General features: G+C 70.6%; 11 protein-coding genes. 4 read left to right on the top strand and 7 right to left on the bottom strand.

The genetic code is table 11. The features are described 5' to 3' along the window. Window positions 1-38 precede the first annotated feature (38 nt). From WME96_RS37035 to WME96_RS37025, 3 genes are all read right to left on the bottom strand, one after another. A complete protein-coding gene (locus WME96_RS37035; protein WP_437286291.1) occupies window positions 39-791 on the bottom strand; it encodes an SDR family oxidoreductase in 753 nt (250 codons plus the stop codon). 135 nt (window positions 792-926) lie between these two features. Further along, the gene (locus WME96_RS37030; protein ID WP_437286290.1) at window positions 927-1607 is read right to left on the bottom strand and encodes a TetR/AcrR family transcriptional regulator; all 681 of its coding nucleotides are present in this window, start codon (window positions 1605-1607) and stop codon (window positions 927-929) included. Between the two features lie 376 nt (window positions 1608-1983). Beyond that, window positions 1984-2118, bottom strand: a complete 135-nt coding sequence (locus WME96_RS37025) for a hypothetical protein (RefSeq protein WP_437286289.1) — start codon at window positions 2116-2118, stop codon at window positions 1984-1986. Window positions 2119-2368: 250 nt separating this feature from the next. Here WME96_RS37025 and WME96_RS37020 point away from each other — a divergent pair, with 250 nt between their 5' ends. Then, window positions 2369-3850 (top strand): TIR domain-containing protein, encoded by a 1482-nt coding sequence (locus WME96_RS37020; RefSeq protein WP_437286288.1) that lies wholly within the window; start codon window positions 2369-2371, stop codon window positions 3848-3850. A 145-nt stretch (window positions 3851-3995) separates the two neighbouring features. Here the strand turns inward: WME96_RS37020 and WME96_RS37015 are convergent, their stop codons facing one another. Further along, entirely contained in the window at window positions 3996-4529 is a 534-nt protein-coding gene (locus tag WME96_RS37015; protein ID WP_437286287.1) for a hypothetical protein, read from the bottom strand. A gap of 346 nt (window positions 4530-4875) precedes the next feature. Here WME96_RS37015 and WME96_RS37010 point away from each other — a divergent pair, with 346 nt between their 5' ends. Together WME96_RS37010 and WME96_RS37005 are read left to right on the top strand one after the other, a co-directional pair. Next, entirely contained in the window at window positions 4876-6195 is a 1320-nt protein-coding gene (locus tag WME96_RS37010) for an SGNH/GDSL hydrolase family protein (RefSeq protein WP_437286286.1), read from the top strand. 148 nt (window positions 6196-6343) lie between these two features. After that, on the top strand, window positions 6344-6937 hold the full coding sequence (locus WME96_RS37005; protein ID WP_437286285.1) for a TIGR00725 family protein: 594 nt from the start codon (window positions 6344-6346) through the stop codon (window positions 6935-6937). A gap of 18 nt (window positions 6938-6955) precedes the next feature. Here the strand turns inward: WME96_RS37005 and WME96_RS37000 are convergent, their stop codons facing one another. Further along, a complete protein-coding gene (locus WME96_RS37000) occupies window positions 6956-8161 on the bottom strand; it encodes a hypothetical protein (RefSeq protein WP_437286284.1) in 1206 nt (401 codons plus the stop codon). Window positions 8162-8551: 390 nt separating this feature from the next. Here WME96_RS37000 and WME96_RS36995 point away from each other — a divergent pair, with 390 nt between their 5' ends. Then, window positions 8552-10339 (top strand): protein kinase domain-containing protein, encoded by a 1788-nt coding sequence (locus WME96_RS36995; RefSeq protein WP_437286283.1) that lies wholly within the window; start codon window positions 8552-8554, stop codon window positions 10337-10339. Window positions 10340-10358: 19 nt separating this feature from the next. Here WME96_RS36995 and WME96_RS36990 read toward each other — a convergent pair whose 3' ends face one another. After that, a complete protein-coding gene (locus tag WME96_RS36990) occupies window positions 10359-11138 on the bottom strand; it encodes a nucleotidyltransferase domain-containing protein (protein ID WP_437286282.1) in 780 nt (259 codons plus the stop codon). After that, the gene (locus tag WME96_RS36985; protein WP_437286281.1) at window positions 11135-12448 is read right to left on the bottom strand and encodes a DNA polymerase beta superfamily protein; all 1314 of its coding nucleotides are present in this window, start codon (window positions 12446-12448) and stop codon (window positions 11135-11137) included. Before WME96_RS36985 ends, WME96_RS36990 begins: the two co-directional genes overlap by 4 nt. Window positions 12449-12555: the final 107 nt, after the last annotated feature.

The raw sequence follows: 12555 nt of genomic DNA, 5'->3' as shown, positions 1-12555 counted from the left end.
ACGTTCAAACCGCGACGACGTTCAAACCGCGACGACGTTCAAACCGCGACGACCCCGCCGTCCACGAACAGCTCGGCGCCCGCGACGTAGCTGCTGTCGTCCGACGCCAGGTAGAGCACGGCCTTGGCGACCTCCTCCGCGCCCCCGAACCGCCCGAGCGGCACGGACTGACTGAGGCCCGCGATCTGCGCCTCTGCAGCCTCTGTGTGGCCGCCGACGAAGCGGCGCATGCCCGGCGTGTCGATGGCCCCCGCCGAGACCACGTTCACGCGGATGCCGGAGCCTCTCAGGTCGGTCGTCCAGGTCCGCGCGAACGAGCGCACGGCGGCCTTGGTGGCGTTGTAGACCGACTGATTCGGGAAGCCTTTGCTCCCGCTCATCGAGCCGTTGAGGACGACGACGCCTCCGCTCTTCATGAGAGGCAGGGCCTTCTGCACCGTGAAGAGCAGCCCTTTGACGTTCGCGCCGAAAATGCGGTCGAAGTGGTCTTCGTCGATCGCGCCCATCGCCGCGACCCCGGAGATGCCGGCGTTGGCGAACACGACGTCGAGTTTGCCCTGCTCTCGCCCGATCCGCGCGAAGAGCCGGTCGAGGTCGGCCAGGTTGGCGACGTCGCCCTGGACGCCGAAGGCGCCGCCTCCGATCTCCTCGACCGCTTCGTCGAGCCTCTCTTGCCTCCGACCCGTGACGTAGACCGTGGCTCCCTCCGCGACGAAGAGCTTCGCCGTCGCGAGCCCGATGCCGTCGCTCCCACCCGTCACCACCGCGACCTTCCCGTTCAGTTTCGCCATTGGACGCTCGCTCCTTGTGGATGCGCACCCCGGATGTTCACAGAGTGAACATAGGCGCCAGAGTTCACAGTGTCAACATCGCGTCGCACGAGCGCGCGAACGGCGCGGTTCGGGCCGCTCGTCAGGACGCGAGGGTCACGGGCGCCGCCGCTGTCGCCGAGGCCCCTTCGCGCCGGCCTGGCTCGCGCCGAGCCCTCGAAGCGCGAAGTCCAGGAGGCCCTCGAGCACCTCCGCGCGCGAAGCGACCGTGGCGAAGGCGCCGTCGAGCACCAGCGAAGCGAAGCCGTGGACCACGGTCCAGGCGCGGATCTCGCCGTCGATGCGGCTCTCGGGCGGGATCACCCCGCCGCTCACCAGACGGTCGAGCGCCTCACCGAGGATCCGATCCGCCGTGGGATGGTCCGCGGCGTCCGCACGTGGCTCGCGCCTCATCTGACACAGGCCGCTCGGCCCGTGCATGAGACGAAAGAGCTCCGGTTCCTCGGTCGCGGAGGCGACGTACGCGCGACCGATCGCCTTGAAACACTCGATCGCGACCTCCGCGTCGTCTCGTCCATCGAGGGCTCGCTCGGCGTCGGCCATCTTGCGTCGCATCCGCCGCGCGAGCTTGTCCGCTTCCGCGCTCGCGACCGCCGTGAGCAGCGCGGACTTGCTGTCGAAGTGCCGGTAGGTCGCGTTCGCCGAGACCCCGAGCGTCCGGGCGGCGTCGCGGAGGCTGAAGCCCTCCGCGCCGGAGGTGCGCACGAGCTCGGTCGCGGTCTCCACCAGCGCATTGCGCAGATCTCCGTGGTGATAGGCGGCCTTGGCGTCCGTCATCCAGCGGAGGGTGACACCGTGAACCTCGCGCGTAAAGCGCCCCGTGGCTCGCTGACTACGTGCAGGTGGAGGCGTCGAGCAGCCAGCGCGTCGTGCCGGTCGCGTCGTCGTTGCAGCGTTCGGTCACCACGATGTCGACTCGACCGTTGCCGTTCAGGTCCATCAGCATGAACTCGGGACGATCCGCGTCGACGCTGCACGCGAGCGTGCCGCGCGCGCTCCAAGCTGCGCCGCGCCCGCAAGCACTGACCTCCCCGCGTCGTCCTCACCGGGGAAGTTCACCGGCACGAGTCGCGCTTTTCACCGGCGCTCGGCGCGTCTTCATCGGCATCGCCGTGCGTTCTTCACCAGTGAACTTCACCGAACTCCCGCGGGCTCACGCGATCATCAACACCTCGAACTTGCTGCGATCGTGTCGACCCGTCCAGCACGTCCGCAGGCTCGCGCGCCAGCGTACCCATGCCTGTTGCGGCGCCTCGCTCGCCTGGATCGTCGCCGCGTCCGTCGCCATCGTCCCCTCCTCACCACACGCGTCCCACACGGACGAAAGCACGCAGCAGCCGTGCTCAGGCCTCGATCATGCGTTGAGGGAGAAGACGTCGATGAACGCTCCGAAAGGCGTGGGGCGTTTGGTGCCAGGCATCCTCAAGCGGCGGTTGCGACACGGACGGAGCAGCGCTGGCAGCGTTCCACTGGAGCGCGTGACAAAGGTGTTGCTGCGAGGAACTTCCACTCGCACCCCTTGTTGCTATGCTCCGGTCATGGCTGCGCCTGGTCCTCTCGATGTATTCATCTCCTATGCCGAGGCCGACGAGGCGCACCAACACGTGCTCAGGAAGCACCTTGCGCTGCTCAAGCGCGAAGGGAAGATCCGCACACTTCACGCGGGACGTATAGCTGCGGGAGAACACCGCAACGCATCGCTCGTCGCACAGATCGAGGCCGCGCACATCATCATTCTCCTTATCAGTGCCGATTATCTCGCCGCTGACACGCAGTGGCACGAGATGGAGCAAGCCCTGCGTCGACACAAGCTGGGGCAGACACGGGTCACGCCAATTCTACTGGATGACTGTGATTGGAGCTCGGCTCCGTTCTCGCACTTGAAGATGCTGCCGTCGGACGGCCTGCCGGTGCTGAAATGGGAGCGGCAGAACGAAGCTTGGGCGGCCATTGCACGAGGGATAAGACAGTCGATTCGCCAGCAGACAGTGATCATGGAATCGCACGATGGTGCGCCGCGGCAGGCAACCGCGAGGTCGTCTTCCGCGCCAGAGCTTGGATCCACATGCTCCCCTGGTCCAGGTCTCGGCAGGCAAGCTCGCATTGGTGCACGCGGACTGGGCGATTCGCCTTCGGGTGTCCTCGCGGCATTCAAGATCGTCAGCACATTGATAGTCGCCATCATGGCCTCGGTCATCGCCTTCCCGCTGCTGAGCCTGATCGACTTTCGCTGGCCGTCCTCGTGCGGATCGTCGCCCCAGGATGCGGGCAAGGCTCCGATATCCGTCGTCCCCTCTCAACAGCCGGTCGTGCAGCAACCGGCCTTGCAGCGGCCACCTCTGGTATCTGTAGCCGAAGACCCAGTGCCTCCGTCGTCATCTCAAGAACCGGCGAGGCAACCCCCGGAATCCAAGTGCAAACCCTTCGTTTGCGCGCTCCAAGGAGTCCCGCATGCTGCGCTGCCTCCTGAGCCCGATACCGCGTGTCTTTATTTGGCGCAGCGCAATGTCATGGCGTCGTGTGATAATAACAAATCGGCCATCGTTGACGTGCATCCAGATATCAAGCTTGGGCTCGTCGAGTATCTGATCGCCAAGCGCGACGGGTACGGCGCCCATGGTCATCCGATCAAGGCGACAGTAAAGAAACGATCGGATTCGGATCTGTTCTTTCTCGCGTCGTGGGAGCCGTTGCCTCAAGATTCTGATCTGGAGAACGTCCCGGTGGGCGATGTTCTTTGCAGAAGAATCGTGGTGTATAACGCGCAGTATATCCACACGCGGCAAACCTTGAGCGCAATTCTGTCGCTCGGTCCAGGTCGGTTGCCGTCTCGGGATTCTCGTTATGAGTTCGGTGCAAAATGTGGAGATGTGACGTTCACGGTTGAGGCAAAGTCGGGGTTTTCTGAGCTGGCAAAGTTATTGTCCGATGGCGCTGTTCGTCATGTTCGCTTTTCTGCAACGGTAAAAAGTCCCAGTGTTCTGACGTTGGTGTCTCATGAGCCAGTTGGGCAGCCGTGATCGTTGTTCGTTGGCTGAGTCGCTCGGAGAGTGCCAACCGGTCAGAGATAGGCCGGACGAGAATCCTGTGAGTGGATCGCGCTGAGGGGGCGTCCTGGCCCCTGGCGCACGGGCGGTGGATCGCTCGTCATGGATGCAGGACGCATCAGTACAGGACACCCCGCGCATCGCGCGCCTGGATGCTCCAGGTGCCCTCGACGATCTTCACGAGGTTGCCGAGCTTGCGCACATCCGCCCGGACCATCCTCTTGAACCCGTCGTCGTCGCGCGAGCCCTCGAAGTCCTTGACGGCGTAGAGCTTGTGTCCTTCGATGTGGAACGAGCACGGCCCGAAGCAGCCGGACCCTTCCGGGTAGATGATGAGGCGCCTCCGCGGGGGACGGGACTCCTCCCGGAGCGCAACGACGCAGTGAAGCGAGGGATCAGTCGGCTGCGGCGGCGCCGGCTCCCCCATCGACGTCGGGATCGCCGGCAGCCGCTGGCAGCCGAGCCGGACGAGCCGTTCCAGCAGCTCCTCGAGCGCGACGGGCTCGATGGCAACTTCGCCCTCGTACATGTACCGCTCCGGCAGGGCGTCGAGCCCGCTCACCGGCGCTGCGCCTTGCCCTCCACAGCCCACGGCACCGCATCCGGTGAGCAGCGCCGCCGTGACCGCGAATCGCGTCCATCGTGCGAGCATTTCTCGAACTCCCCTGCGAACTCCCGTGCGAACATCGCGCGAGTTCCGAGGTCGAACGCGGGTGCCCCGGTCCACCTTACACCTGGGCACGCGCGACGGCCGCGCCCCCGTAACCGCCCGACCATCGCCATGGGCATGCGTGGCGCGTCGCCGCGGTGATCAGCCCATCCCACCACGCCCGGGGTGCCGCCTGAGCAACTGCTCTGTAATTTTGCCGTGTTGCGCGACAAATCCCCCGCGGCGCAGCGCTCCCCCAGCCTCGCCCTCGCCCCGCCGCGTCCTCAACTTTACCGGTTCACATCGTGGCCCCGATGTCCCAGAGTGCCTCCCCTGGAGGTCAACTGAGATGGCTTTGGGCTCACTTCTTCGAACCGGTTCACTCGTTCTTGCGCTGGGGACGCTCGCTCTCCTCTCCGCCTGCTCCGACGACGGCGACTCCTCTGTCGGCGCCAGCGGCACGGGCGGCGGCTCGTCCGCGAGCAGCGGGAGCGGCTCTCAGGGCTCGGGCGGCAACACGGGCGGCACCGGCGGCGCGGGCGGCGGTACCGGCGGCGCGGGCGGCGACGCCACCGGCACGGGCGGCAGCGGCGCGGGCGGCACCGGCGGCGGTCCCGATGCGCAGGGCATCACGCCCAACCCCATCATCTCCCGCGGCAAGCCCGCCTTCGCCTCGTCGGGGACGGCGTCGGTGATCAACGACGGCAAGTACAGGTCGGCAGGCACCTGGATCGCCGGCAAGCCGACCGCCGCGGCGCCCGCCTGGGTCGCGATCCAGGTCGGCACCGGGTACGAGCGGCTGCTCCTGAGCTGGACGGCCTCGTACAACTACAACTACACGGACGTGCAATACGGGGCGCCGGGCGCTTACCACGTGGAGACGTCGAGCGACTCCACGAACGGCCAGGACGGCACCTGGAAGAGCGTCGCCGAGGTGACCGACAACCCGGTCCGCACGCGCGCCCACAGCTTCGATTTCAGCGGCCAGAGCTGGGTGCGGTTCGTCGTGACCGCGGCCCCGGCGACGACCGCGGACGCCGGCGTCCAGCTCGACGAGATCGACGTGCACGACATCTCGAACGGCGCGGAGGACACGTGGTTCTTCCTCGGCGACAGCATCACCGCGTTCGCCTACGACCGCGACACCCCGGCCACGCAGCCGAGCTTCGCCGAGAACATCCACGCGGCGCACGAGGCCAACTACCCCGCGATGATCAACGGCGGCATCGGCGGCGAGCTCACGAAGACCACGGACGACCGCCCCAGCGCGCTCGATCGCCTCGATGACGTCCTGGAGATGAACCCCGACTTCCACTTCTTCGCCATCGGTTACGGCACCAACGACTCCTGGGACCAGACCGACCCGAGCACCTTCAGGTCGAACCTGCAGGAGCTCATCGACAGGATCCAGGAAGCGGGCCGCGTCCCGGTGCTCGCGCGCATCCCTTTCTCGCCCGACGGCCACCACGACACGCTCGACGTGTTCAACCAGGCGATCGACGAGCTCACGCAGGAGAACGGCCTCGTCCCCGGGCCGGATCTGTATGCGTATTTCGAGGACCACCCCGAGCAGCTCGACGATCAGGTGCACCCCGGTCCCGCCGGGCGGGTCGCCATGAACAAGCTCTGGGCCGAGGCCGTGGACGTCCTCTACACAGGCCAGCCGTAGCGCGCGCCCCCGCGAGGCTGCGCCGCCGGCCGGCGCGCGCGGCCTTGCGCGGTCTTGCCACGCTCCGCGGGAAGCGACACCATGCGCCTCGCGACCGGGTCGAGCGCCACGTGACGCGGCGGCACGCGGGCGCCGGAGCGGAGCCGTGATGGACGACGATCGCGAAGACGAGGACACGAGGAGGGACATCGCTCCCTACGTGCCGCGCCGGCCCGTGATGGCGGTGGTCGGCAACGGCCTCGCGCTGGACGCGGCGACCGAGGCCGTGTGCGTCGAGCTCGGGCGGCGCGCGGTCGAGGCGGGGTTCCGGCTCGTCACCGGCGGGCTCGGGGGCGTCATGGCCGCCGTCTCGCGCGGCGGGCGCGAGGCGGCGACGTGGCGCGACGGCGATATCCTCGGGATCCTGCCGGGGTACGAGGCGTCCGCGGCCAACCCGTACGTGGACATCGTCGTCCCGACCGGCCTGCAGATCGGGCGCAACATCCTCGTCGTCGCGGCGGCCGACGTCGTCGTGGCCGTCGGCGGGGGCGCGGGGACGCTGACCGAGATCGCCGTCGCCTGGCAGCTCGGCAAGCCGCTGCTCGCGCTCGCGCCGACCGGTGGCTGGGCAAGGCAGCTCGCCGGAGGGCGCGTGGACGACAGGCGCTCGGATCGCATCGCGTCCGTCGAGAGCGCGGAAGAGGCCGTCGCGATGGCGTGGGACCTCGCGGGCCGCGGCCGCGCCGGGAGCGGCCGGGTCTGAACGGCGATGCGGGAGAGATCAGGGCCCCGTGAAGAGCGAGGAGACCTGGATCTTCACCAGCGGATCGGTCGCCTCGGTGTAGACGACCTCGCTGGCCCCGCCGATGTGCCGGCGCACGATGACGTCCTCGAGCACGCCAGTACCGCCCCCGAACTGCAGCAAGGCGCCGCACCCGTCGAGCTTCGATGTGTACGCGCTGACCTGCACCGCGCCCGCCGGCAGCGGGGGAAAGGCGCCGAGCCGGGTCGCCGCGCCGTCGCCGTCGACCTGCCAGAGCTCCTGGCTGCTGCCGTCGTCGGTCGGCCGCTCCGACTCGAGCACCAGCAGGAAGCTGTCCGGCGCCCTGGCGCGCACGGTGTGGAGCAGCCGGTCCCCCGGAAGGCCGGTGATCGGCAGCGACGTCGACGTGGCGAGGTGAACCACGCTCCGCGCGGCCAGCGCGAGATCGCCGTGGCCCAGGTGCAGCAGCGGGTCCTCCGGATCGGCGTAGGCGACGCGGCCGCTCTCGTCGTACCACGTCGCGTCGTCCGAGCGGCAGCGGTACAGGACGGCGCCCGTCGGCGAGACGAGGAACCCGGTGACCGGCGCGAGCCCGTCGGAGCACGGCGGCGTGAGCAGGACAGGATCGTTGTCGAGCGGCGCCTCTGGATAGTCGTTGCCGCGAAAGGAGCAGTCGTCGCAGCGGAACTCGCGGAGCAGGTCCTCGAAGACGTTGGTGTAGAGAAGGCGCCCGTCGGAGGGGCGGATCCACGCGCTCCGCTCGTCGACGTGGCAGTCGAACCCCACGACGGCCGACTCCGGCGAGCTCCAGTGCGCCACCGCGTCCCGGCCGCAGCTCCCCTCGGACAGCGTGCCAGCAAGGTAGACTTGGTCGGGGTCGAGCACGTCGCCGGTGACCGCCGCGGACGCTCCGCTGCAGTCCGGCGCGCCGCCTCCAGCGTCACCGCCGCCATCGCCGCCCGCCTCCGCGCCGACTTCCGCGACTCCGCTGCTGTCGCCACCGCCGTCTGCCTCCCCGTCGCCGCCCGCACCTGCGTTGCTGTCGTCGCCGTCGATGAGTGCGCCCACGACGCTGTACTCACCCCCGGCGTCGTCCGCGCCCCCGGAGCTCCCGGGCCCCGCGCTCCCCGTGCCACCCGCCGTCTCGCTTCCCGTGCCGCCGCCGCCCGCGCCGGGGGCGTGCGCGTCGCCGCCGCCGCTCCCGGCGCCGTCGTTCCCGAGCATGGCTTCCCCCGAAGCGCACGCAGATAGCAGGAGGAAGACCGATGCTCTGGCGACAGTGCGCATGACGTGACCTTCTTGAGCAGCGCGACACGCCTCTCATGACATGACGAGAGTTGAAGAGCGGAGATGGCCAGTGGCGATGGCCATCATGGCGTGAGCCGTCGAGCGCGTCGACCTCCACCCATCGATACCGCGGCTCTACTTCGCCGATGAAGCGCGCGAATCTGCCGTGCCCGCAGCGCCGGCGGCGCGCGGCCCTGCGCGCGGGGCGGACCGGCGCGCGCGCAGCGCACCCTCGATGTGCCGTGTCACGGCGCGATGTCCGGCGGGCGCGCGGCGCCGCCCTTGCGCGATCCGACCGGCTGGCACGCCGTGCTAGGCTCCGCGCCGATGTCGGGAGCGGAAGACGAAGAGACGCAGCGGCTCAGGGCCCGTGTCGGGACGACCGTGCGCGGGAAATGGCGCCTCGACGCGCTGATCGGGGCGGGGGGAATGGCGGCCGTGTACGCGGCCACCCATCACGTGGGGCACCGCGTGGCCATCAAGATCCTGCACCCGGAGGGCGCCGTGTCCCGCGACCACCGCGCCCGCTTCGAGCAGGAGGCGCTCGCCGCCGCGCGGCTCGGGCATCCGGCCGCGGTCCAGGTCCTCGACATCGACGTGACCGAGCACGGCGAGCCGTTCCTCGTGATGGAGCTGCTCGACGGCGAGAGCCTCCGCGAGCGCGCGCTGCGGCTCGGGGGGATCGCCTTGCCCGAGCTCCTCGCCCACGTGGACACGCTGGTCGAGGTGCTCCGGGCCGCGCACGACGCCGGCATCGTCCACCGGGACATCAAGCCCGACAACCTCTTCGTGACCCGCGACGGGCGCCTCAAGGTGCTCGATTTCGGGATCGCGCGCATGAAGCAGGGCGGCGCCGGGCTGAAGACGCGCACGGGCGCGGTGCTCGGCACGACGAGCTACATGGCGCCGGAGCAGATCCTGGGCCGGGACGTGGACGGCCGGGCCGACCTGTACGCGGTGGGTGCGACGATGTTCACCCTCCTGACGAGCCGTCGACTCCACGACGCGCTCACCGAGGGAGAGCTCCTCGTGAAGATGAGCACGACGCCGGCCCCGCCGCTCGCGGCCGTCGCGCCCGGCGTGGATCCGCGCGTCGCGCGCGTCGTGGACCGCGCGCTCGCCTTCGCGATCGAGCAGCGGTATCCGGACGCGCAAACGATGCTCGCCGACGTGCACGCCGTGCGCCGCGGCGAGGAGCCCCCCTTCGCGACGGCGGCGATGGCCGGCGGCGACGAGCGCACGCGCCTGCACGGCCGGTCGATCCCCGACGGACCGCCCATCGTGGCGCCCCTGTCCGGCGCGAACCCGCCGGCCATGGCGATGCCGGCCGCGCCCATCGCCGCATCGGCCGTCGCGCCTGCCGTCCCGGCAGCGGCGCCCCCGGGCGCGTTTCACGCGGGCGCGCGCGCCGCGCCGGGGCCGCGCGCGCCGGGGTCGCCGCCGCAGCTCGCCATCGTCGCCGGGGCGGCGGTGCTCCTCTTCTGTGTCGGCCTCGGGGCGGCGCTGCTGCTCTGGCGCTCCCGCGATCAGGGCGACGGCGACGCTCCCGGGGGCGCCGCGGCGACGCCGGTGTCCCTCAAGGACGTCCCCCGCGCCGCGAGCTCCCTGGCGCCCGCGACCGACGCCGGCGGCTGCCGGCCGGGCGTGCCGTGCACCTGCGCGCCCGGCACGCCGGGCAACGTGCCGACGAGCTGCCAGCTCACCTGCGGCGAGGCGCCCGGCTGCAGGCCGAGCTGCTCCGATCGCGACGTCTGCGAGAGCCGCTGCGCCGGCGGCTGCCGGTCCTCCTGCGATCACAGCAAGGCGTGCGACACGCGGTGTACGGACAGCTGCGTTGTCGACTGCCGCCACGTCGAGACGTGCCAGGCGACCTGCGGCGCGGGGTGCAAGTATACCTGCGAGCACGCGGGCAAGTGCGTCCCCGTCGTCGGCGAGGGGAGCGTCGTGACATGCAATCAGGTCGGGCTCTGCGAGGTGACCTGCACGGGCTCGTGCGCGGTGAAGTGCTCCGCCACCGGGCAAGGGTGCCCGATCACGTGTCAGGGCCAGGGGCCGGCGAAGCGGTGCGCCGACGGCCGTAAAGCGTGCGGAGACGGCTGCTCGCTGCCGCAGTGAGGCGAACCCTCTCCGCGCCTCAGAGCCGCGCCTTGCGCAGCGCGAGCAGCCAGTCGTTGAGCTCGTCCTGGTTGCGCGGCTCCTCCGGCAGCACGGCCCGATCGTGGGCCGCCTCGAGGGCCGTGAAGGCCCGGGAGATCTGCTCGGTCCAGCGCGCGGAGGCCTCGGGGGAGAGCGCCGACTTCTCGCCGGCCCGCTTGGCCTCGATCAGCTCGCGCGCGGCGCTGAAGCCGTAGAGATCGAGCAGCGCGGTCACGTCGGTGACGATCTCGCCTGTCCGGAGCGCGTGGGCGCCGGTCAGCGTCGTCCTGAGCACGTAGAGGAGCTTCTTCGCCGACGTGCGCCCGCCCGTCTCCCAGGCGCGGAGCTGGCTCGTGGCGAAGCCGACGTAGTGGCGGAAGATCCGGCGCGAGAGGGCCTCGGCGACGAGCGGGCGGAGCGAGGCGAGATCGGGATCGATGTGGAGCTGCAGGGGGCCGAGGATCCGCTCGATGTAGTTGCCGTTGCCCTGGAGGACGCCGAGGAGGACGGGGTGGATCTCGTTCGAGGTGTAGTCGATCTCGACGCCGTCGATGACCTCCATGCGCGTCGGGCTCGCGCCGCTGCGGAGCAGGCCGAGCAGCTTCTCGGTCGGCTCGACGTGCACCGCCTTGAGGTCGAGATCGCTGTCCGGGGAGGGGAAGCCGTACGCGTGCGCGCCGCTGAGGGTGACGACGAGGTGCGGGCGCTTCGCCTCTTCCTCGGCGATGACGCGGGCCGCGACCTCCTGCTGATGTGCCTCGAGCACCTGGGTGTTCATGCCTCGTCCTTTCTCTCGTCGTCGCCGGCGGCGCGGCCGCGCGCCGGGCCCGCGTCCCCGTCGTCCCAGACGGCGACGGGCGCGGGGGGAGCGTCCTTGCCGAGCGGCCCCGGCGCCGCGGCGACGTGCCGCCGGGCGACCTCCTCGCGGATGCGCCGGAGGAGCGCGTCGGCGCGGGGCACGTCGGGGTGGGGCGGCAGCTTCGTCGCGAGCCGCGCGGCCTCGAGCTCGGGCGTCATCGCCTCGGCGAGCTCGATCGTCCGGTCGAGCGGCCAGGCGCCGGACTTGATGGCGAGGAGCGTCTCGCGCAGCTCGCCCTGCACGACGAGGTCGACCTCGCCGTCGCGCAGCCAGCGGATGGCGGTCGCGATGAGGCGCACGAGGTTGTAGGCGTTCTTGGGGCGGAGGTCGCGGGCGGTGTCGAGCGACGTCCTGCCCTCACGCGCGAAGGCGGCGAGCGAGGCGAAGTCGCGCGCGGGCAGGAGGCCCTGGTCGTGGAGCGAGCGGTAGAGCTGCTTGATGTACTCCTTCGCCTGGAGCTCCCGGTCGGCCTCGGTCGGCGCGGCGCGCGGGCTGATGGCGGCGAGCTTCCGGGCGATGTCGTCGAGCGAGAGCGCGGGGTCGTCCGCGAGCCAGTCGAGCACGCGCTCCCGGTGCTCGGCGAGCCGGTGCGCCTGCGAGAGCCGCTTGAGCTGCGAGAGCGCGTAGCGGCCGAAGCTGCCGTAGATGGCCGACGAGACGAACGCGTCGCGCGCCTCGAGGATCCAGGCGCCGATCTCGTCGCGCGGCTCGGCGGTGTGGACGAAGAGCAGCTCGAGGGTGTTCGGGTCGGCGCGCAGGGCCTGTCGGAGGGCCTTCTCGACCTCCCAGTACGAGGCGCTGCCGTCGGCGCTCACGAGGTCCCGCGGCGGCTCGGCGAGGCCCGTGGTCCACGGGAAGGGGAGGGCGAAGACGCCGCGCCTGTCGGTGTCGGACCCCTCGTGCGCGAGGCCCCACGCGCGCGACCCCACGACGGCCTCGAGGACGACGGCGGGCAGGAGCGCGTCCCAGGCGGCGCTGCGCCGCTCCGCGTGCCGCACCTGTCCGGTCTTGCGCGGGACGAGCTCGTCGCGGCGGTAGCGGACGACGCCGACGCCGACGAGCATGACGTCGAGCTCCGCGCCCGCCGAGCCGACGACGCGCCCGACGGCGCCCTGCGGGACGCGGCGCTCGCCGAGGACGCGGTCGACCCGGGTGGTCACCTCGGTGCCGTGGGGCAGCGGGACGGCGAGCGGATCGAGGTGGGTGAGGCCGCGCAGGCGGAGCTCCATGCGAGGACGCTACCATGCGGGGCGGCGTGCCGAACGGGCGCGTGCGGGACGTACGGTGGGGCTTCGCTTGATTGGCGGAGGTCGCTCGAGAGGGCTCGGGCGTGGTG

Source organism: Sorangium sp. So ce406, assembly GCF_051474675.1.
Lineage (GTDB): Bacteria > Myxococcota_A > Polyangia > Polyangiales > Polyangiaceae > Sorangium > Sorangium cellulosum_G.
Note: the sequence above shows the minus strand (reverse complement) of the source record. Positions and strands in the feature narration are given on the sequence as shown.

Excerpts from the sequence above, each read along its gene's own strand:
- WME96_RS37035 (WP_437286291.1), bottom strand. The coding sequence starts at position 791 with ATGGCGAAACTGAACGGGAAGGTCGCGGTGGTGACGGGTGGGAGCGAC.
- WME96_RS37030 (WP_437286290.1), bottom strand. The coding sequence starts at position 1,607 with ATGACGGACGCCAAGGCCGCCTATCACCACGGAGATCTGCGCAATGCG.
- WME96_RS37025 (WP_437286289.1), bottom strand. The coding sequence starts at position 2,118 with ATGGCGACGGACGCGGCGACGATCCAGGCGAGCGAGGCGCCGCAACAG.
- WME96_RS37020 (WP_437286288.1), top strand. The coding sequence starts at position 2,369 with ATGGCTGCGCCTGGTCCTCTCGATGTATTCATCTCCTATGCCGAGGCC.
- WME96_RS37015 (WP_437286287.1), bottom strand. The coding sequence starts at position 4,529 with ATGCTCGCACGATGGACGCGATTCGCGGTCACGGCGGCGCTGCTCACC.
- WME96_RS37010 (WP_437286286.1), top strand. The coding sequence starts at position 4,876 with ATGGCTTTGGGCTCACTTCTTCGAACCGGTTCACTCGTTCTTGCGCTG.
- WME96_RS37005 (WP_437286285.1), top strand. The coding sequence starts at position 6,344 with ATGGACGACGATCGCGAAGACGAGGACACGAGGAGGGACATCGCTCCC.
- WME96_RS37000 (WP_437286284.1), bottom strand. The coding sequence starts at position 8,161 with ATGCTCGGGAACGACGGCGCCGGGAGCGGCGGCGGCGACGCGCACGCC.
- WME96_RS36995 (WP_437286283.1), top strand. The coding sequence starts at position 8,552 with ATGTCGGGAGCGGAAGACGAAGAGACGCAGCGGCTCAGGGCCCGTGTC.
- WME96_RS36990 (WP_437286282.1), bottom strand. The coding sequence starts at position 11,138 with ATGAACACCCAGGTGCTCGAGGCACATCAGCAGGAGGTCGCGGCCCGC.
- WME96_RS36985 (WP_437286281.1), bottom strand. The coding sequence starts at position 12,448 with ATGGAGCTCCGCCTGCGCGGCCTCACCCACCTCGATCCGCTCGCCGTC.